Here is a 19,537-nt window from a genome sequence, read left to right on the forward strand (position 1 = left end):
GACCCTACATGAGCAATTTAAGCCCTGACTTTACCCTGCCGATTAACTTTTGCGCCAATCCGCAGGACGCCTGGACCATTCCGGCCCGTTTTTACACCGACAGCCAGGCGTTTGAGCACGAGAAAGAGCGTATCTTCGCCAATAGCTGGATTTGCGTCGCCCACGGTAGCGAAGTCGCCAGGCCGAACGATTACATCACCCGGGAGATCATCGGCGAAAATATCGTTATCGTCCGCGGTCGCGACAACATTCTGCGCGCCTTCTATAACGTCTGCCCGCACCGTGGCCACCAGTTGCTGAGCGGTGAAGGTAAAGCCAAAAACGTGATTACCTGCCCCTATCACGCCTGGGCCTTCAAGCTGGACGGCAATCTCGCCCACGCCCGCAACTGCGAAAACGTAGCGAACTTCGATAGCGAAAAGGCAAAGCTTGTGCCGGTGCGCCTTGAAGAGTATGCCGGCTTTGTGTTTATCAATATGAACCCGCAAGCGGAGAGCGTGGAAACGCAGCTACCGGGACTGCAGGACAAAGTGCTGGAAGCCTGCCCGGATGTTCATGAGCTGAAACTGGCGGCGCGCTTTACCACCCTTACCCCGGCGAACTGGAAAAATATCGTCGATAACTATCTGGAATGTTATCACTGCGGCCCGGCGCACCCGGGCTTCTCGGATTCCGTGCAGGTTGACCGTTACTGGCACACCATGCACGGCAAATGGACGCTGCAGTATGGCTTCGCCAAACCGTCCGAGCAGTCATTTAAATTCGAAGAAGGCACCGACGCCGCGTTCCACGGTTTCTGGCTGTGGCCGTGCACCATGCTCAACGTCACGCCGATCAAAGGCATGATGACCGTCATTTATGAATTCCCGGTGGATGAAGAGACCACCCTGCAGAACTACGACATCTATTTCACCAATGAAGAGCTGACCGACGATCAGAAGGCGCTGATTGAGTGGTATCGCGACGTGTTCCGCCCGGAAGATTTACGCCTGGTGGAAAGCGTGCAAAAGGGGCTGAAGTCCCGCGGCTATCGCGGCCAGGGACGCATTATGGCGGATAACAGCGGCAGCGGTATCTCCGAGCATGGGATCGCGCATTTCCACAATCTGGTCGCCCAGGTGTTCCAGCCGTAATCGTTGAAGGAGTTGGCTATGTCCGTATTTCACTCAAATCTGTTTCGCCAGCAGGCGCTGATTGCCGGAAGCTGGCGCGACGCCGCCGACGGAACGACCCTTGCCGTCAGCAATCCCTCCACCGGCGAGGCGCTCGGCCAGATCCCCAATATGGGCCGGACGGAAGCGCAGCAGGCGGTGGATGCCGCCGCTGCCGCGCTGCCGGCATGGCGCGCGCTTACCGCCGCCCAGCGCGCCGCGCTATTGAAGAACTGGCACCGCCTGATCCTCGAAAACAAGTCCGCGCTGGCGCAGATTATGACCGCCGAGCAGGGCAAGCCGCTGGCGGAAGCGGAAGGCGAAATCGCCTATGCCGCCTCGTTTATCGAGTGGTTTGCCGAACAAGGGAAACGCGCCAACGGCGAGATAATTCCCTCCCCCGGCGCCGATAAACGCCTGATGGTGATCCGCCAGGGCGTGGGCGTCTGCGCGGCGATCACCCCGTGGAACTTCCCGGCGGCGATGATCACCCGTAAGGCCGGCCCGGCGCTGGCCGCGGGTTGTACGATGGTAATTAAGCCTGCCAATGAAACGCCGTTTACCGCGCTGGCGATGGCGGAACTGGCGAATCAGGCCGGGATCCCGCAGGGCGTCATTAACGTCGTAACCGGGCAGTCGCGTGAGATTGGCGCGGTGTTCACCGGCGATGAGCGGGTGCGTAAGCTCTCCTTTACCGGTTCGACCGAAGTCGGCCGCGTGCTGATGCGCCAGTGCGCGGAATCCATCAAAAAGCTCTCTTTAGAGCTCGGCGGTAACGCGCCGTTTATCGTCTTTGACGACGCCGATATCGATAAAGCGGTCGAGGGGGCGCTGATCGCCAAGTTCCGCAACGCCGGGCAAACCTGCGTTTGCGTCAACCGCTTCTATATTCATCGCGCCGTCTACGACCAATTCTGCGATAAGTTCGTTGCCCGCGTCGCCGCCCTGAAAGTGGGCGATGGCAGCGAGTCCGATGTCCAGATTGGCCCGCTTATCAACGCCGACGCCGGACGCAAAGTCCAGTCCCTGCTCGACGACGCGCTCACCCGCGGCGCGACGCTGTTAACCGGCGGTAAAGCGCATCCGCTGGGCGGTAATTTCTTCACCCCTACGGTGATCGGCGACGTACAGCCGGGGTCACTGCTGCTGCAGGAAGAGATTTTCGGCCCGGTGGCCGCGCTGGTGAAATTTGAGGATGAGCAAGAGGTCATTGAGCAGGCCAATAACACTATCTACGGCCTCGCCTCCTATTTTTACAGCAACGATGCCGCCCGTATCTGGCGCGTCTCCGAACAGCTGGAATACGGCATGGTCGGCATCAATACCGGGCTGATTTCTAATGAAGTCGCGCCATTTGGCGGAGTGAAACAGTCAGGTCTTGGCCGCGAAGGTTCGGAACACGGTATCGAAGATTACCTGGAGATGAAGTATCTCTGCCAGGGGTTGTAACTGTATTCTCCCGGCGGCGGCTCTGGCCACGCCGGGATTTTTGATGGAGTTCAGCGATGTCTGATTATCAAATGTTTGAGACGATCGTTCGCGATGTTGAACAGATCACCGCCCAGGTTAAGCGTTTTACGCTAGTCTCGTCGACCGGCGCCCCGCTACCGGAGTTCAGCGGCGGCAGCCATATAATCGTCCAGATGCAGGATGGCGAGCAGCGCTACAGCAATGCCTATTCGCTAATGAGCTCGCCGCTGGATACCGCCAGCTGGCAGATTGCGGTGCGTCTTGAGTCGCCTTCCAAAGGCGGCTCGCGTTTTATGCACCAGCAGGTGCGCCCGGGCGATACCCTGACGGTGTCCACCCCCAACAACCTGTTCGCCATCGAGCCACAGGCGCGCAAGCATCTGCTGATCGCCGGCGGCATCGGCATTACGCCATTCTTATCGCATATTCCGGAACTGGAACAGCGCCAGGCCGACTGGCAGCTGCATTACTGTTTTCACGACGCAGACAGTAATGCTTTCGTCGATACGCTTCGCGCCGCGCCGTGGCGCGACCGGGTCAATATTCACATCTCAGCGCTCGGCAGCCGTCTCGATCTGTCGCGCCTGTTCGCCGACATCGAGCCCGGAACCCACGTCTATACCTGCGGCCCGGCTGCGCTTAACGAGGCGGTGAAAGCCGCCGCCGAACGGCATCAGGTTCCCGCCAGCCAGCTGCACTTTGAGCAATTTATCCTTGAGGATAAAGGCGGAGAAGCATTTACGCTGGTGCTGGCGCGTTCCGGACGCGAATTTACCGTGCCGCAGGATATGACCATTCTGCAGGTTATTGAGAATAACAAAGCGGCGAAGGTGGAATGCCTGTGCCGCGAAGGAGTATGCGGCACCTGCGAAACGATGATTCTCGAGGGTGAAGCCGACCACCGCGATCAGTACTACAGCGATGAAGAGAAAGCCAGCCAGCAGAGTATGCTGATCTGCTGCTCACGCGCTAAAGGCGGCCGGTTAGTGCTGGATTTATAGCTCACTCTCCGGCCAGCGGCGCTGGCCGGAGAGACAATCACAGTTCCAGCTCGCGGCGCAACAGTTCGGCGATATCCTCGGGGCTTGCCGCATTCACCAGAGCGGTACGAAAACCCTCATGCATAATCCGCCGCGCCAGGCGTGAGAAGATCCGCATATGCTGGTCACCCGCCGAGTGTTTGTTCAGCGTCAGCATAATGACAAATTGCGCTTCTTCATCGCCCCACATCACCGGTTGCGCCAGCCGCGCGACGCTGATGGTCGACTGCTCAATATGCTCGGATTTACTGTGCGGAATGGCGAAGCTAAAGCCCAGACCGGTGGAGAACACCGCCTCGCGGGCCCACAGATCGGCTTCCAGCTTACGCGGATAGCGGCAACGCCCGGCCAACAGCAGATTGTCGGTCATCCCTTTCAGAACTTCTTCTTTACTGCGCCAGTCGCTATTAAGCGTAATGCACTGGGTACTCACCAGCGGAACATCCTGCTGACGCATGCGGAACTGGGCCAGCAGATGTTCCACTTCCAGCGAAGTACGGCACTGCATCGCCTGATTCAGCAGCTGGCGGCAGGCGCGGCTATCCAGTTGCGCCAGGCGCGCCTTGGTCGCCGGGATTGCCGGCGCGCTCATACTCAATTCATCTAAACCGAGGCCAACCAGCAGCGGCAGCACCGATCCTTTCGCCCCCAGCTCGCCGCACAGGCCAATCCATTTTCCCTGACGATGCACCGCCTGCACGGCATAGTCCAGCGCGCGCAGGAAGGCCGGATTCAGGCTGTTGTAGTGGCGCGTTACTTTAGCGTTATCGCGATCGACCGCCAGCAGATACTGCGTTAAGTCGTTACTGCCGATGCTAAAGAAATCGATCTCTTCACAGCACTGATCGATGATAAACATCACCGACGGTACCTCCAGCATGATACCGAGCGGGATCTTTTCATCAAACGGGATCTGTTCGGCGCGCAGCGACTGCTTGGCCTCCGCCAGCCGCTCTTTCACCCACAGAATCTCCTCCATTGATGAAATCATCGGGATCATAATTTTCAGCGAGCCATGCGCCGAGGCGCGTAAAATCGCCCGCAGTTGAGTATGAAACAGCGCCTGATACTCTTCATAAATGCGCACCGCGCGGTAGCCGAGGAACGGATTGTTTTCCGCCGGAATATTGAGATACGCCACCGGCTTATCGCCGCCGATATCCATGGTCCGCACGATAATGCTGCGGCCGTTGGCCGGCTCCAGCGCCTGACAAAAGATGTTGTAGAGCTCATTTTCCGACGGCGCGCCAGGGCGGTCCATATACAACATTTCGGTGCGGAACAGCCCAACCGACTGCGCGCCGTTATTGAATGCCGCCACCGCTTCCACCGAATGCGCGATATTGGCGGCAATCTCGACGCGGATACCGTCTTGCGTCTGCCCGGCTTTATCGAGCCATACCTGCTGCTGTTGCTGAATTTGCTCCTGTAGCCAGGCCTCCTGCTGATAATAACGCGCCACCGCTGGGCTGGGGTCCACCACCAGCAGCCCGGCATTACCGTCTATCTGTACCTGGGTATCGACCCACGGCAGCAGCGCCGGCAGGTCAACCCCCACCAGGGTAGGAATATTGAACGAACGGGCCAGAATGACAGTATGTGAAGTGGTGCCACCGCTGCGCAGCAGTAGCCCTTTCAACTGCGACTTATCCAGTTCCAGAAACTGGCTTGGGGTCAGTTCATCGGCAAGACAAATAGCCGCTTCCCGCAGTTGTCCCGGTGCCGGAAAGCGGTCTTCACCGTAAATATGCTGCAATAGCTGGAAACAGACGTCGCGGACATCCAGCACTCGTTCCTGCAGATAGCTGTTGCCGGAATCGCGGAACTGGGCGCAGAAGTGGTCGCCGGTGGCGACAATAGCCTGCGCGCAGCTAAGGCTGGTAAGAATACCGCCAAGCAGGTGCTGGCGCAGGGAAGCATCGGTCGCCAGCGAACGGTGAGCTTGCAGAATCGCGCTGGCGGTGCCGTCATTGTCCAGCAACCGCAGATCGATATCCTGCACCAGCAGACGCAAACCGTTATCCAGCGCCGTCTGCTCCTGTTCAAGGCCGGCGGCGACGGGCAGTTCGCCAAGGTCGTGAAGATCGCGTGATTTGAGATGAACCAGCTTACCGCCCGCACTGCCGGCGCAGACCGGGCGCGCAGGAAACAGCGTTGGATTCAGCCGCGACAGCGATTCCGGCACCGGCTCGATATCCAGCGCTTGCGCGGCAGGTAGCGGCGCATCGCAGTGCGGAAACTCATTTTCGATAAACGCGGTTAACGCGGCAAATGCTTCGGCTTCATCCTCACCGCTGATAATCAGCTGACAGGCGTCGCCCTTGAGGGTGTTACTACCAATGATCGCCAGCGCGCTTTTCGCATTCCCGCGACCGTCGCTACGCAGATTCCGCCACTCAACCGCCGATGAAAAGCGGTTACACAGCGTTTCGACCAGGCTTGCCGGGCGCGCATGCACGCCATTTGGCAAATCACATATGAATTCAATTACCAGTGCCATCGCCTTCCTCCTGAGCAATGCGTTATTTCAGCCAAAGGTAATGAAAGAAGGCGCAATGAACTACGTGATAAAACTGGCAATTACTGGACTATTGTACACATACATCTTTTTTATGCTCACCATCACAATTCATCAGACAGGACATACATAACCCTCTTCACAGCTAAGATTTGAGGTTGATCGCAATTCCTTTCTCACCTTACAAATATCCAGTAAATGCACTTTTTCTCTACTATTTTATACCCCGCCCTTTTTCTAATGTTGAAGCATCAATACTGTCACGGGCCACACAGCGCTCAGGAGCAAGCAATGAACGAACTGGTGCAAATACTAAAAAATACTCGCCAGCATCTGATGACCGGCGTCTCACACATGATCCCCTTCGTCGTCTCGGGTGGGATCCTACTGGCGGTGTCCGTCATGTTGTATGGCAAAGGCGCGGTGCCCGATGCCGCCACCGACCCTAATCTGAAGAAGCTCTTTGATATCGGCGTCGCCGGGCTGACGCTGATGGTGCCTTTTCTTGCCGCCTATATCGGCTACTCCATTTCTGACCGCGCCGCGCTGGCCCCTTGCGCCATTGGCGCCTGGGTGGGCAACAGCTTCGGCGCCGGCTTCTTCGGCGCGTTGATAGCCGGCATGATTGGCGGTCTGGTGGTCTATTACCTGAAAAAAATCCCCGTACATAAAGTTCTGCGCTCGGTGATGCCGATTTTCATCATTCCCATCGTCGGCACCTTTATCACCGCCGGGATCATGATGTGGGGGCTCGGCGAGCCGGTAGGCGCGCTGACCGCAAACCTGACCAGTTGGCTGCAGGGGATGCGCGAAGGCAGCATCGTGGTGCTGGCCATCATTATGGGCCTGATGCTGGCCTTTGATATGGGCGGCCCGGTCAACAAAGTGGCCTACGCCTTTATGCTGATTTGCGTCTCTCAGGGCGTCTACAGCGTCGTGGCAATCGCCGCGGTCGGCATCGCCGTACCGCCGCTGGGCATGGGGCTGGCGACGTTGATTGGCCGTCAATATTTTACCGCCGAAGAGCGTGAAACCGGCAAGGCCGCGCTGGTGATGGGCTGCGTCGGCGTGACCGAAGGCGCCATCCCCTTTGCCGCCGCCGACCCGCTGCGCGTTATTCCCGCCAACATGATTGGCGCCGCCTGCGGCTGCGTTACCGCCGCGCTGATGGGCGCGCAGTGCTATGCCGGCTGGGGCGGGCTTATCGTGCTGCCGGTGGTCCAGGGCAAACTCGCCTTCGTCACCGCACTCTTTGTCGGCGCCTGCGTCAGCGCGGCCTGTGTCATCACTCTGAAAGCATTCACCAAAAAGAAACCGTCCGACGCCCAGGACGACGATGAATTAGATCTTGATTTCGAAATTAACTAACAGACTGGAAGGAACACCCTATGACCCACATTATCGCCGTTACCGCCTGCCCATCGGGCGTCGCTCATACCTATATGGCCGCCGAGTCGCTGGAAAGCGCCGCCAAAGCCAAAGGTTGGCAGGTTAAGGTAGAGACCCAGGGTTCCATTGGTATTGAGAACGAACTCACGGCGGAAGAGATCGCCGCTGCCGATATGGTCATCCTGACCAAAGACATCGGCATTAAGTTTGAAGAACGCTTTGCCGGGAAAACCATTGTGCGCGTCAACATCAGCGATGCGGTAAAACGCGCAGACGCCATCATGAACAAGATAGACAGCCACCTTTCCCAGAACGCCTGAAGCCCAAAAGAGGCGCTACGCGCCTCTCAGACTGCTGACAAAGAAGGAAAAAGCGTGGTTTTTCCTTCTTTGTGGTTATCAGCCGAAAATCAATAAATTGATTTTCCTTGTTATTTGCCTGGTGCAATTTGCAAGCTCAATGATTGCATGAGGTTTGTCATTAATCTCAGAGGCGCTACGCGCCTCTTAGCCACAACATGGAGTTTGTCATGACGAATCGTACTCAACGCCTGAAAGCCAGCCTGTTCGCCCAGCCGCGCGAAATCTCCCTTGAACGCGCATTGCTCTATACCGCCAGCCATCGGCTGACGGAGGGGGAGCCGGTGATTATCCGCCGGGCGAAAGCCACGGCGTGGATCCTCGATAAGGTGGCCATTTCGATTCGTGATGATGAACTGATTGCCGGCAACCGCACCGTCAAACCACGTGCGGGGATCATGTCGCCGGAGATGGACCCCTACTGGCTGCTCAACGAGCTCGACGCCTTCCCGACCCGCCCGCAGGACCGCTTCGCGATAAGTGAAGAAGATAAGCGGATTTACCGCGAAACGCTGTTCCCTTACTGGGAAAAGCGTTCGATGAAAGATTTCATTAACGGTCAAATAACCGAGGAGGTCAAGGCCGCGATCGGCACGCAGATTTTCAGCGTTAATCAGACGGATAAAGGCCAGGGCCATATTATTATCGACTATCCGCGGCTGCTGAATAATGGCCTTGATGCGCTGATCGCCGAGCTGAAATCACACTGCGCCCGGCAGCCTGATAACCACTTTTATCAGGCGGTCCTGATCTTGCTTGAAGCTTCGCAGCGTCATATTTTGCGCTACGCCACGCTGGCGGAAGAGATGGCCGCCAACTGTACGAATGCCCGGCGTCAGCAGGAGCTGGCAACCATCGCCGCCATCTCACGCCATAACGCGCAGCATCGGCCGCAGGATTTTGCCCAGGCCTGCCAGCTGTTCTGGTATATGAATATTATTTTGCAGTACGAGTCCAACGCCAGCTCGATTTCGCTCGGACGCTTTGACCAGTACATGTTGCCTTTTTATCAGGCATCGCTGAATCAGGGTCAGGATCCCGCGTATCTCAAGGAGCTACTGGAGTCGCTCTGGTTGAAGTGTAACGATATCGTTCTGCTGCGTTCGTCCAGCAGCGCACGCTATTTCGCCGGTTTTCCCACCGGCTACACCGCCCTGCTTGGCGGACTGACGGAAACCGGGCGTAGTGCGGTAAACGTACTGTCCTTTCTTTCTCTCGATGCTTACCAGAATGTGCAGCTACCGCAGCCGAATCTGGGCGTGCGGGTCAATGAGCTGATTGACCGCCCGTTCCTGCGCAAAACCGCTGAGACCATTCGCCTGGGTACCGGGATCCCGCAGATTTTCAACGATGAAGTGGTCGTCCCGGCCTTCCTTAACCGCGGCGTGTCGCTGGAAGATGCCCGCGATTACGCGGTGGTCGGCTGCGTAGAGCTCTCTATTCCAGGGCGCACCTACGGCCTGCACGATATCGCGATGTTTAATCTGCTGAAGGTGATGGAAATTGTGCTGCAGGAAAATGAACATCAGCCTGAAGTCAGCTGGGACGGTCTCATCAGCCAAATCCGCGACAAAATCCGCTATTACATCAAGCTGATGGTCGAGGGCAGCAACATTTGCGATATCGGACACCGCGACTGGGCTCCGGTCCCCCTGCTGTCATCCTTTATCGAAGATTGCGTGCAGCACGGCAAAGATATCACCGCAGGCGGCGCGCGCTATAACTTCTCCGGCGTTCAGGGTATCGGAATCGCTAACCTGAGCGATTCGCTGCACGCGCTGAAGGGCATGGTCTTCGAGCAACAGCGCCTCAGCTTTGCCGAACTGATGGCGGTACTGAAAGCCAACTTCCGCACGCCGGAAGGAGAAAAAATCCGCGCCCGTTTGATCAACCGTTACGAGAAATACGGCAACGATATCGACGAAGTGGATAATATTAGCGCCGATCTGCTGCGTTTTTACTGTAAAGAGGTAGAACGGTATCTAAACCCGCGCGGCGGCCATTTCACCCCAGGCTCCTATACCGTATCCGCGCATGTGCCGCTGGGCTCGGTGGTCGGCGCGACGCCGGACGGCCGGTTGGCCGGCGAACAGCTGGCGGACGGCGGCCTGTCGCCAATGGTTGGGCAGGATGCCCAGGGGCCGACGGCGGTGCTGAAATCGGTCAGCAAACTGGATAATTATCTGCTATCGAACGGTACGCTGCTGAACGTCAAATTCACCCCGGCAACGCTTGCCGGCGACAGCGGCCTGAACAAACTGGCAGACTTTTTACAGGCCTTCTGCAAGCTCAAACTGCAGCATATCCAGTTTAACGTGGTCAACGCCGACACGCTGCGTGAAGCGCAGCAGCGGCCGCAGGATTTTGCCGGTCTGGTGGTGCGCGTCGCAGGTTACAGCGCCTTCTTTGTTGAGCTGTCAAAGGAGATACAGGATGACATTATCCGCCGCACCGCGCATCAGCTGTGAGGTCATCGAAACGCGCGCCGATACGGCGCGCATTTTTAACCTCCAACGCTACTCGCTTAATGACGGGCAAGGGATCCGCACGGTGGTGTTTTTCAAAGGCTGCCCCCACACCTGCCCGTGGTGCGCCAATCCTGAATCGATCTCGCCAAAGATCCAGACCGTGCGCCGGGAGAGTAAATGCCTGCGCTGCACGCGCTGCCTGCAGGACGTCGCCGAGTGTCCCTCCGGCGCATGGGAGCAGATTGGCCGGGATGTTACGCTCGATGCCCTGCTGCGCGAGGTGCTTAAGGACGAGGTCTTCTTCCGCGCCTCCGGCGGCGGCGTCACCTTGTCAGGGGGCGAAGTGCTGATGCAGGCCGTGTTTGCCGCCCGCTTCCTCCAGCACCTGCGCCACTGGGGGGTGCGCACCGCTATCGAGACCGCGGGCGACTGCGCCTTTAGCCGTTTTCTCCCGGTGGCCGAAGCCTGTGACGAAATACTGTTTGATTTGAAAATCATGAATAGCGAGCAGGCCCATTCACTACTGCAGATGAATCAGCCGCGAGTGCTGGACAACTTCCGTCAGTTGGCCATCCGCAAAATGAATCTTATCCCGCGCGTGCCGCTGATCCCTGGCTACACGATGAACACGGAGAATTTTAAGCAGATCTTAAAGTTCCTCGCGCCGTTCGGTCTGACGGAGATTCATCTGTTGCCGTTTCATCAATATGGCGAGGCGAAATACCGTCTGCTGGGTAAAACCTGGCCGCTGGCCAACGTCAACGCTCCCCGAGAGGCGGATATTCATCCTTATCAAGCGCTGGCTGAAGCAGCAGGATATCACGTCACTATCGGCGGTTAACGCCTGGAGGATGTTATGGACTTCAACATTGTCGCGGTGACCGCCTGCGTGAGCGGGGTTGCACATACCTATATGGCAGCCGAGCTACTGGAAAAAGTCGGTCATCATGAAAAATGGTCTCTGAAAGTGGAAACCCAGGGCGCGCTCGGCGTGGAAAACCGAATTAGCGAAGAGGATATTGCCCGCGCCACGGTGGTGTTACTGGTAACCGATATCGAAATCGATGGCGCTCAACGCTTTGACGGACTCCGTACCATTAAAACCAGTATCGCCACATTCCTGTTGCAGCCACAGCAGATTGTCAAAGCCGTTAATAGCATTATGAAAAAGCCGGTCGTTTACCTGGAAGTTCCCTGACCGGCCACGGCGTTTATTGCACGTCGAGCAGCCACTTTTGCGCGGGCGTCAGGCGGCTCGCCGTTTCCGGCGTCAGCCAGCGCTGCTGGTCCTGCTGCGCGGTATCAGCACGATCAATATATAAGCCATGAAGCACGCGCCTTCTGCTGCCTTCAAGATTGCGGGTGCCGCCGTGCCAGGCATGCGCGTTATAAATCATTACGCTGCCGGCCGGCGCGGCAAAAACAATTTCATCAGGATGCGTCTTTTGCGGATCCGCCAAAACCTCTTCCGGCAGCTCCGGGCGCAGATGGGTCGCGGGAATAATCCGCGGCGCGCCGTTGGCGGCGCTCAAATCATCAATAGCCCATATCGTATTGACCAGATGCACTTTCGGGAAGTCTACCCGTGGCTTTTTCCAGTCGGCGTGCAGCGGTTGATGACCACCGTTATACAGCGCCTCGCGGGCATTAAGGCTGGAAACTTTAAACGCGCCATTAAAAATATAACGACAGGCGGAAAGAATGAGCGGATGCGACCACACCTTCTCCCAGATAACGCCCTTGTTGATGAGGTTGGCAATACGCGTCGCCGTCGCCTCCTGATGGTGTTCCATCGCCAGATTCTCGCCTTCACGTTCCACCAGCGCGTCAATGCGCTCGCGCATCTCGCTCAGCCACTGAGGATCAACGACGTTGTGCACCACGGTATAGCCAAGCGTATCAAGTTCATGTTTCATTTGGTCGCTTAGCGTCCGGGTCGCGCCAAGCGCAGCCAGATGAACCGTCGATTGTGAGTCCATATTGTCTTCCTTTTAACTTTTAGATAACACAATCAAACTCTACGATGCGGCCAACGACCAGGCAGGAAGGGAAAACTACGAAAAACTGGATATCCGTACGCCAGACACAAAAATGTGAGCCTTATCAATAATTGCCGATGGGTAAATTCGTTGTAAATATTCACCCATTTAATAATGCATCCGCCGCGCGTCGTAAGGCGGAACATCAGGATAAAAAAGATTATAATCAAAGAGATAATTTTAACTCGGGGTCGACAGGATGATTGATGATCTGGCGGGCATACTAAATCGTTTAGTTAATCAAAAAGATAGGCTGCAGGTCCGCTTTCCGGAGCCGGATATTCCCGTTCCGGCGCTGGCGTTGAAGGTGCCCTTCCCGCGTCTGGAAATCGTCCTTGAAGGCGAGCTCCATGATCAGGGTCTACCGCTATCCGCGGCGGTTTTAGCCACTTCGCAGGTACTCTACGTACAGGCGGGAAAGTGGACGCTACCCGAGTGGAACGGTCCGGCGGTCACGCTCAGCATTTTATTTGGCCGCCAAAAGCTCGGCTTTTGCATTCAGCGCTGGGACGGAAAAAAACTACATACTGAAAAGCAAAACGTCGCCCGGCTGGGCCCCCGCGTTGGCTCCTATCTGCTGCTGGCGTTGAATGAAGTCTGCCTGCAGCCTGACCCAGTAACCGCCCGGCTGGTGGTTTCCGCGCTGTTAAGCCACTGCCTTGAACAACTTGTCGGTCTGGAAATGCGCGTTAGCCGCAGCCGCGATCTGTTTTTAGCAGTTCAGGATTATCTGCAAGAAAATCTTAGCCAGCCGCTGACCCGCGAATCGGTTGCCAGACGCTTTCATATTACCCCGAACTATCTTTCGCATATATTTCAGAAATCGGGTTCAGTGGGCTTTAATGAATATCTAACCGCCGTGCGGCTGGAAAAAGCGAAGCAACTATTACGCGGTTACGATTTAAAAGTAAAAGAAATTGCGCATAATTGCGGCTTTATCGATAGCAACTATTTTTGCCGGGTGTTTAAACGTAATACTGAACGTTCACCTTCGGAATATCGTCGCCACTGCCGTAGCGCGCAGCAGCGATAATCATCTCAGGGGAAATAAGAATGGACTGACCCCGCGGAAATATTCCAACGACCTACCACTCCATGGCGACGAGATCAGTGGCGCGGATACTAATGCGTTCGCTGGTAGTGTAATTAGCACAATGTGCTACATCAGCAGCTAATTAACGCATCTCCGCGCCAAATCAATTTTTATCCCAGCTGAGCGGTCAGCTTTTCGCCGCTATGCGCAAAATATCCGCGCCGGGCCAATAATCTCCAGGCGAACCGGAGCGCCTGTTTGCCAGGCAGCCTGGCTGACGGTTTTCAGCACCAGCGGCATTGATTGCCCCGCTACCGTCACCGTCAGCGTCGAGATATGGCCGGCGAAATCGACATCTACGATGCGAAAGGCGCTCTCCTGCGGCCCGCACGGCGACACCCGCAGTTGCTCCGGGCGCAGCATTACGCGTCCGCGGCCGCTGGCGTGAGGATTGTCAGTCGGTAACTCGCCGATGGCGCAACGCGCGCGCCCCTCCGTGAGCTCGGCGTCGAGCACCAGCGCATCGCCAAGAAACAGCGCGGTGGCCTCGTCAACCGGGCGCGAATAGACCTCGAACGGGGTTCCTACCTGAGTAAAACGCCCCTGCCGCATTACCGCGACCTGGCTTGCAAACGACAGCGCCTCCGTCTGATCGTGAGTAACCAGAATCGACGCCACCCCAGCCTCGGCCAGCAGGTCGGCGGTGGCTTTGCGCGTCGCCGCACGCAGCCCGGTATCCAGCGCCGAGAAAGGTTCATCCAGCAGCATCAGCGATGGCCGCTGGGCCAGCGCGCGCGCCAGCGCAACCCGCTGCTGCTGGCCGCCGGAAATTTCATGCGGCCAGTGGCTCGCTAATGTCGAATCTAACGCCACCATTTCCATCAGCGCGGCGACCCGGCGGCGTTTCTCTTCGCGACCGCAATCGAGCCCCCAGGCGATATTGTCCGCGACGTTAAGATGGGGGAACAGCGCCCCTTCCTGCGGCACGAAACCGATCCCACGCTGATGCGCCGGCACAAACACGCCGTCGGCAAACAGGGTGTTGCCCTGCAGAACGATTCGCCCGTGATCCGGGGTTTCAAAACCGGCAAGAATTCGCAGCAGCGTGGTTTTACCGGAACCCGACGGGCCGACAATAGCGGTACGGCTTCCCGGCGCCACGGTCAGATTAAGGTTATCGAGCACCAGCGCGTCGGCGAAAGATTTCGAGATAGAAGACAATTCCAGCATGTTACAACCCTGCAATTTTTTTCGACTGCACATAAAGAACCGCCGTCAGCGGTAGCGAAATCACGATCATCAGCATCGCATAAGGCGCCGCGGCGACGTAGTCGATCTCGCTGGTTAACGCCCAAAAACCGGTCGACAGCGTGCGGGTGCCTAGCGGCGACAGCAGCAACGTCGCGGTAAGCTCGTTGCTCACGCCAAGAAACACCAACGCGGCGCCAGCGGCCGCTCCCGGAGCGGCAAGACGCATGGTGACGCTCCATAAGGCGCGGGCCGGACTGCGCCCAAGGCTACGGGCGACGTTTTCCAGCTCAACCGGCGCCTGGGCGATACCGGCGCGCAGGTTAATTAACGCTCGCGGCATGAACATCAGCAGGTACGCCAGAAACAGCGTCACTTCGGTCTGATACACCGGGCGGGCATAGTGGATAGTCACCGTCACCAGCGCCAGCGCGGTGACGATACCCGGCAGTGAGCTGGTAATGTAATTACAGCCCTCCAGCAGGCGGAACAGCCGGCGCGGATAACGCACGCCGAGCCAGGCGATAGGAATCGCGCAGGCGGTGGTCAGCAGCGCGCCGCCCGCGCCCAGCATCAGGGTCTGGCGTAGCGAATGCCAGAGATCGGCATGCAGCCAGTTCTCCACCCCGCCGAGCCATAGCCAGCGGCACAGCACCAGCAGCGGGACGCCCATCGCCAGCATCACCAGCGTCAGCAGCAGCAGTTGCGCGGCCCATGCGGCCACGTTCCCCAACAGACGTCGCTTCTGTTCGCGCGCCGCGCCGGCGCCGATGCGCGCGTAGCGCGCTTTACCGCGCGAAACGCTCTCCAGTAGCAGGATCGCCAGGCAGCACAGCGCCAGCACTCCCGCCAGCATATTCGCCGCCGGGCCGCTAAAGGTGGACTGGAACTGGTCGTAAATGGCGGTGGTGAAGGTGTCGAAGCGAATCATCACATACAGGCCATATTCCGCCAGCAGATGCAGCGCCACCAGCAGCGCGCCGCCGCAGATAGCCAACCGCAGCTGCGGCAGCACCACGCGAAAAAAAACTTTCCACGGCGGCGTGCCCAACGAGGCGGCAACATCTTCCAGCGTCGGGTCAAGACGACGGAGCACAGCCGCCACCGGCATGTAGATAAAGGGATAGTAGGCCAGCACGGAGAGGAACACCCCGGCGGACAGACCGTGGAGCGAAGGAACCGCGCTGACCCAGGCATAGCTCTGGACAAATGCCGGGATAGCCAGCGGCGCGACCGCCAGCGCCGACCACAGCTGACGCCCGGCAAGCGCGGTGCGTTCAGTGAGCCAGGCCACCGCCACGCCCAGTACGATAGAGATAGGCACCGCCAGCAGCGTCAGCCACAGCGTATTGCTGAGCAGTTCAGCTACCCGCGGGCGAAACACCAGTGCTTTAATGGTCGGCCAGCCGGTCTCAATCCCCACCGCGGCCACAAAACCTAACGGCAGTAACGCCATTACTGAAAACAGTACAGCTAAGGCAACCATCGGAAATGCAGGACGCCTGCGCTCGGGCAGGCGTCCTGTTTTCTTTCCGAGTACCAGACTCAGGACAGACATAGATAAATCACTTCAGCATAAAATTACAGCAGGCCAGCCTGGGTCATCAGGTCGATCACTTTTTTGCTATTCAGCGTTGACGGCTCTACCTTCGGCGCGTCCAGCTCTTTCAGCGGCGTCAGTTTCGGGTTAGAGGCGGCATTCACGCCCACCGCATATTCGAAAGCATTATTGGTACGCAGCTCATCCTGACCCTGCTTGCCGGTGATCCATTTGATAAAGGCCTGCGCCTGCTCTTTATGTTTGCTGGACGCCAGTACGCCGCCGCCGGAGATACTCACGAAAGCGCCCGGATCCTGGTTTTTAAAGTAATACAGCCTGGTGTTTTTGCTGTTCTCGCCGGTTTTCGCCTGGTCGACAAAGCGGTAATAGTGGTAGATCACCCCACCGTCGATTTGTCCGGCGTTGACCGCTTTCATCACCGTGCTGTTGCCTTTGTAGGCCACGAAGTTCGTTTTCATCGCCTTCAGCCAGTCGAGCGTCGCTTTTTCGCCCTTCAATGCCAGCATGGCGCTGACGATGGCCTGGAAGTCTGCGCCCGATGGTGAGGCGGCCCAGCGCCCTTTCCACTCAGGTTTCGCCAGGTCCATCAGCGAATGCGGCAGCTGAGATTCGCTGATTTTCGCCGGGTTATAGACGAAAACGGTGCTGCGGGCGGCAATGCCAATCCAGCGGCCGTGCTCGGGACGATACTGCGGGGCGACCTGATTCAGCGTTGCGGCATCCAGCGGCGCAAACAGTTTGGCGTTATCGACCAGCACCATGGAAGGCGAGTTTTCAGTCAGGAAGACATCCGCCGGCGAGGCTGACCCCTCCTGCACCAGTTGATTACCCAATTCGCTATCGTCGCCGTTGCGCAGCGTGACCTTAATACCGGTTTCTTTGGTAAAGCCGTCAACCCAGGATTTCACCAGGTTTTCGTGCTGGGCGTTATACACCACAATGCCGTCGCCATTGTCAGCAGCCATAACCTGCGGAGCGGTAAACAGAGCCGTCGCAGCGAGCATCGCCGCGCAATATGCCGATAAGCGGAAATTCATAAGCTAATCCTTAGTATGGGTAGTCGAAAAGCCGTGGAGAAACCGGGCTGGCACGGATTAAATCACAGAGGAATGTGAATGATAATGAAAACAATTACCATCATTTTAAAAAAGTGAAAAACACCGCCAATTAGAATTTCCTGATGACAAAATGCTTATTTCAACGTGCGACCGAAACAAACATTAAGACAACATTAAGCCTGCAGATTTAAATATTATCGCTGTTTAAAATCTTGATCGTCTTCACAGATTCTCCCCGCGACACGGCAACGGACCGCTGTTTGCCGGATGAAACCATCACTCTTGCCAATAATTTTAAATGAGAATGATCTTGATAATCATTCTCAATATCACATATCATCCTGTTCCAGCAGCAAGATACGAAGAAAAGACGACTAAAAAGCCGAAAATGGATATTTTATGTTTAAGGAAACCCTTTTAAACACTCTGGTTATAGGCTGCGCGTTGCTCATGAGCGCCTGTCACAGCCCGGTTTATCCCCTCTCCCCTGCCGGTGAGCGCGCGCTGGTAGAGCAGGCGGATATTCGTGATACCGCCAGCGGGCGCTCCCTGACGCCACAACAATTGCTGAACCAACTCGCCCAGGCGCCGCTGGTTATTGTTGGCGAAGAACATACCAACACCCAGCATCACCAGATTGAGCGCTGGTTGCTGCAGAACCTTCACACCCTTCGCCCGCAGGGTAGCGTGCTGATGGAAATGATCGACCTAAGCCAGCAGGAAGCGGTTAATCGGGTCAAGCAGGCCAGCCTCAGCGGGACGACCGTTTCCGCCACTCGCGCGGCGGAAACCCTGCGCTGGAATCCCGGCTGGCCGTGGGCGCTTTATCGCGACGTCGTGATGACCGCGCTGCAAGCGCCTTATCCGCTGCTGGCAGCCAATCTCAGCCGCCAGCAGGTGAGCGACATCTATCAGCATCCCACGTTTCCCCGCGGAACGCTCTCCAACAGCCCGCAGGTACATGAATCGCTATCGGCCATTATCTATCTGATGCATAACGGGCAAATCGATGGCGAGCAGGTCACTTCCATGCTCGCCATCCAGCAGCAGCGCGATCGCCTGATGGCGACGCAAATGAAAGCCGCGCCGCGCCCGGCGCTGCTGATTGCCGGCGGCTATCATGCGGCCAAAGATATTGGCGTACCGCTGCATCTGGCCGACCTCAGGGCGGAAAAACCGCTGGTGTTGCTGCTGACCACCGACGGCGCCACGCCGACGGCGAAGCAGGCTGATTATGTCTGGTCGGTAGCGGCAGAAAAATGAATATCCCTCTCTCCACGCCATTAATAGCGTCGCGTCCCCGCTGGTTCGCGGGGACAACGGCCAGCGTGCTGGGCCATCTGGCGCTGGCGGTGCCTTTTATCATTCACTTCGCCTCGCCGCCGGATGTCGCCCCCCCTGCCGCGGTGATGGTAGAGTTCGCGCCGGAACTGGAAGTGTCATTTATTCACCCCGAGCTGCCGCCGGGCGTCACCCAGCAGCGCAAAGTCGAGGCGATGACCGAGCAGGAAACCGCCGCGGTGAAAGAGGCGCCGAAGCTGCTCATTCATGACAATGCGCAAATAAAGCTCTCCGCCAGCAAACCCGAACCGCAGCGGAAAAAGAAAATCGAGGTTAAAAAACAGTCCCGCCGCCAGCAGCAAGAGGAAAAGGGTAACTCAACCATCACCAGCTTCGCCGCGCCCCCGGCGCCAGCCGCCCTCACTCAGCGTACCACCGCGCCGCTCGATAGCGATGCCGCACGCCTGAGCGACAACAAGATCAGTTGGGAATCGCTGGTGAAAGGCAAAATCAACAAAATGCGCCACTACCCGGAAGATGCGCGCCGCCGTAAACGTACCGGTACCGCCATTATTACCTTCAGCGTCAACGAACGCGGCGAGGTGTTGCAATCACAGTTGGTGAACTCTTCAGGGACCCATTCGCTGGATCGCGCCGCGCTGATGGCGCTGGAAAATGCGCGTCCGCTTCCGCCGCCGCCAAAAGAGCTGCTGCGTAACGGTATAAATAAGGTCACGCTGCCGGTGGAATTCGGCTTATTAAAAATATAGACCCCAGGTTCCCTGTTATTTATTCAGGCAACCCGGACGTTATTTATAACGGTCACTGACCGCTGATGTTTTTTTATTTTGGGCAATGTGTCATCGCACTTAGCAATAAGCGCGATGCACGCTGCTGCCCTTTTTGTGCGTTAAATATTTAT

The 19,537-nt window shown here is 57.3% G+C and carries 16 protein-coding genes and 1 pseudogene; 12 read left to right on the forward strand and 5 right to left on the reverse strand.

Annotated features, from left to right (window positions below):
- Positions 1–8: 8 nt before the first annotated feature.
- The 3 genes from yeaW to KGA69_RS21360 are packed head-to-tail and all read left to right on the forward strand — an operon-like array spanning position 9 to position 3,622.
- Positions 9–1,133, forward strand: coding sequence for a carnitine monooxygenase, oxygenase subunit YeaW (gene yeaW, locus KGA69_RS21350; protein ID WP_045397447.1), 1,125 nt, complete (start codon positions 9–11; stop codon positions 1,131–1,133).
- A gap of 18 nt (positions 1,134–1,151) precedes the next feature.
- On the forward strand, positions 1,152–2,600 hold the full coding sequence (locus KGA69_RS21355; RefSeq protein ID WP_047043609.1) for an NAD-dependent succinate-semialdehyde dehydrogenase: 1,449 nt from the start codon (positions 1,152–1,154) through the stop codon (positions 2,598–2,600).
- A gap of 56 nt (positions 2,601–2,656) precedes the next feature.
- Entirely contained in the window at positions 2,657–3,622 is a 966-nt protein-coding gene (locus KGA69_RS21360) for a PDR/VanB family oxidoreductase (RefSeq protein ID WP_032714222.1), read from the forward strand.
- 37 nt (positions 3,623–3,659) lie between these two features.
- Here the strand turns inward: KGA69_RS21360 and ptsP are convergent, their stop codons facing one another.
- Positions 3,660–6,161, reverse strand: a complete 2,502-nt coding sequence (gene ptsP, locus KGA69_RS21365) for a phosphoenolpyruvate--protein phosphotransferase (protein ID WP_047050564.1) — start codon at positions 6,159–6,161, stop codon at positions 3,660–3,662.
- A gap of 309 nt (positions 6,162–6,470) precedes the next feature.
- Here ptsP and KGA69_RS21370 point away from each other — a divergent pair, with 309 nt between their 5' ends.
- The 5 genes from KGA69_RS21370 (at position 6,471) to KGA69_RS21390 (ending at position 11,593) form a co-directional block, all read left to right on the forward strand.
- Positions 6,471–7,547, forward strand: a complete 1,077-nt coding sequence (locus tag KGA69_RS21370) for a PTS fructose transporter subunit EIIC (RefSeq protein ID WP_047043613.1) — start codon at positions 6,471–6,473, stop codon at positions 7,545–7,547.
- 20 nt (positions 7,548–7,567) lie between these two features.
- Entirely contained in the window at positions 7,568–7,888 is a 321-nt protein-coding gene (locus KGA69_RS21375; protein ID WP_032711368.1) for a PTS fructose-like transporter subunit IIB, read from the forward strand.
- Positions 7,889–8,097: 209 nt separating this feature from the next.
- On the forward strand, positions 8,098–10,395 hold the full coding sequence (locus KGA69_RS21380; protein WP_047050565.1) for a formate C-acetyltransferase: 2,298 nt from the start codon (positions 8,098–8,100) through the stop codon (positions 10,393–10,395).
- Positions 10,361–11,236 (forward strand): [formate-C-acetyltransferase]-activating enzyme, encoded by an 876-nt coding sequence (locus tag KGA69_RS21385; RefSeq protein ID WP_047050567.1) that lies wholly within the window; start codon positions 10,361–10,363, stop codon positions 11,234–11,236. The genes KGA69_RS21380 and KGA69_RS21385 overlap by 35 nt, the downstream gene beginning before the upstream one ends.
- A 15-nt stretch (positions 11,237–11,251) precedes the next feature.
- Positions 11,252–11,593: a PTS fructose-like transporter subunit IIB gene (locus KGA69_RS21390; protein WP_047043619.1), complete on the forward strand. Its 342-nt coding sequence runs from the start codon at positions 11,252–11,254 to the stop codon at positions 11,591–11,593.
- A 13-nt stretch (positions 11,594–11,606) separates the two neighbouring features.
- Here the strand turns inward: KGA69_RS21390 and KGA69_RS21395 are convergent, their stop codons facing one another.
- Positions 11,607–12,311, reverse strand: a complete 705-nt coding sequence (locus KGA69_RS21395) for a phytanoyl-CoA dioxygenase family protein (RefSeq protein WP_411710450.1) — start codon at positions 12,309–12,311, stop codon at positions 11,607–11,609.
- Between KGA69_RS21395 and KGA69_RS24385 the strand changes: the two are divergent.
- Positions 12,278–12,397, forward strand: a pseudogene (locus tag KGA69_RS24385) (hypothetical protein); the annotation flags it as partial. The gene KGA69_RS21395 and the pseudogene KGA69_RS24385 overlap by 34 nt on opposite strands.
- Before the next feature lie 236 nt (positions 12,398–12,633).
- Positions 12,634–13,467 (forward strand): helix-turn-helix transcriptional regulator, encoded by an 834-nt coding sequence (locus KGA69_RS21400; protein WP_047050570.1) that lies wholly within the window; start codon positions 12,634–12,636, stop codon positions 13,465–13,467.
- Between the two features lie 201 nt (positions 13,468–13,668).
- Here KGA69_RS21400 and KGA69_RS21405 read toward each other — a convergent pair whose 3' ends face one another.
- From KGA69_RS21405 to KGA69_RS21415, 3 genes are read right to left on the reverse strand one after another with little or no spacing between them, the layout of a single operon-like run.
- Positions 13,669–14,697, reverse strand: a complete 1,029-nt coding sequence (locus KGA69_RS21405; protein WP_047043625.1) for an ABC transporter ATP-binding protein — start codon at positions 14,695–14,697, stop codon at positions 13,669–13,671.
- A 1-nt stretch (position 14,698) separates the two neighbouring features.
- Positions 14,699–16,273 carry an ABC transporter permease gene (locus tag KGA69_RS21410; RefSeq protein WP_047050572.1) on the reverse strand — a complete coding sequence of 525 codons (1,575 nt, stop codon included), beginning with the start codon at positions 16,271–16,273 and terminating at the stop codon, positions 14,699–14,701.
- A gap of 23 nt (positions 16,274–16,296) precedes the next feature.
- Positions 16,297–17,313: an iron ABC transporter substrate-binding protein gene (locus tag KGA69_RS21415; RefSeq protein ID WP_213292637.1), complete on the reverse strand. Its 1,017-nt coding sequence runs from the start codon at positions 17,311–17,313 to the stop codon at positions 16,297–16,299.
- 420 nt (positions 17,314–17,733) lie between these two features.
- On the opposite strand from KGA69_RS21415, the gene KGA69_RS21420 reads away from it, so the two are divergent.
- Positions 17,734–18,597 (forward strand): ChaN family lipoprotein, encoded by an 864-nt coding sequence (locus KGA69_RS21420; RefSeq protein WP_045397427.1) that lies wholly within the window; start codon positions 17,734–17,736, stop codon positions 18,595–18,597.
- The gene (locus tag KGA69_RS21425; protein ID WP_223683771.1) at positions 18,594–19,385 is read left to right on the forward strand and encodes an energy transducer TonB; all 792 of its coding nucleotides are present in this window, start codon (positions 18,594–18,596) and stop codon (positions 19,383–19,385) included. Before KGA69_RS21420 ends, KGA69_RS21425 begins: the two co-directional genes overlap by 4 nt.
- Positions 19,386–19,537 lie beyond the last annotated feature (152 nt).

The organism is Klebsiella sp. A52 (genome assembly GCF_018388785.1).
Lineage (GTDB): Bacteria > Pseudomonadota > Gammaproteobacteria > Enterobacterales > Enterobacteriaceae > Klebsiella > Klebsiella aerogenes.

Bases quoted from the DNA above. Each gene is read 5' to 3' on its own strand.
- KGA69_RS21355 (WP_047043609.1), top strand. From the start codon at position 1,152: ATGTCCGTATTTCACTCAAATCTGTTTCGCCAGCAGGCGCTGATTGCC.
- KGA69_RS21390 (WP_047043619.1), top strand. From the start codon at position 11,252: ATGGACTTCAACATTGTCGCGGTGACCGCCTGCGTGAGCGGGGTTGCA.
- KGA69_RS21400 (WP_047050570.1), top strand. From the start codon at position 12,634: ATGATTGATGATCTGGCGGGCATACTAAATCGTTTAGTTAATCAAAAA.
- KGA69_RS21405 (WP_047043625.1), bottom strand. From the start codon at position 14,697: ATGCTGGAATTGTCTTCTATCTCGAAATCTTTCGCCGACGCGCTGGTG.
- ptsP (WP_047050564.1), bottom strand. From the start codon at position 6,161: ATGGCACTGGTAATTGAATTCATATGTGATTTGCCAAATGGCGTGCAT.
- KGA69_RS21370 (WP_047043613.1), top strand. From the start codon at position 6,471: ATGAACGAACTGGTGCAAATACTAAAAAATACTCGCCAGCATCTGATG.
- KGA69_RS21415 (WP_213292637.1), bottom strand. From the start codon at position 17,313: ATGAATTTCCGCTTATCGGCATATTGCGCGGCGATGCTCGCTGCGACG.
- KGA69_RS21425 (WP_223683771.1), top strand. From the start codon at position 18,594: ATGAATATCCCTCTCTCCACGCCATTAATAGCGTCGCGTCCCCGCTGG.
- KGA69_RS21420 (WP_045397427.1), top strand. From the start codon at position 17,734: ATGTTTAAGGAAACCCTTTTAAACACTCTGGTTATAGGCTGCGCGTTG.
- yeaW (WP_045397447.1), top strand. From the start codon at position 9: ATGAGCAATTTAAGCCCTGACTTTACCCTGCCGATTAACTTTTGCGCC.
- KGA69_RS21410 (WP_047050572.1), bottom strand. From the start codon at position 16,273: ATGTCTGTCCTGAGTCTGGTACTCGGAAAGAAAACAGGACGCCTGCCC.
- KGA69_RS21385 (WP_047050567.1), top strand. From the start codon at position 10,361: ATGACATTATCCGCCGCACCGCGCATCAGCTGTGAGGTCATCGAAACG.
- KGA69_RS21375 (WP_032711368.1), top strand. From the start codon at position 7,568: ATGACCCACATTATCGCCGTTACCGCCTGCCCATCGGGCGTCGCTCAT.
- KGA69_RS21360 (WP_032714222.1), top strand. From the start codon at position 2,657: ATGTCTGATTATCAAATGTTTGAGACGATCGTTCGCGATGTTGAACAG.
- KGA69_RS21380 (WP_047050565.1), top strand. From the start codon at position 8,098: ATGACGAATCGTACTCAACGCCTGAAAGCCAGCCTGTTCGCCCAGCCG.
- KGA69_RS21395 (WP_411710450.1), bottom strand. From the start codon at position 12,311: ATGAAACATGAACTTGATACGCTTGGCTATACCGTGGTGCACAACGTC.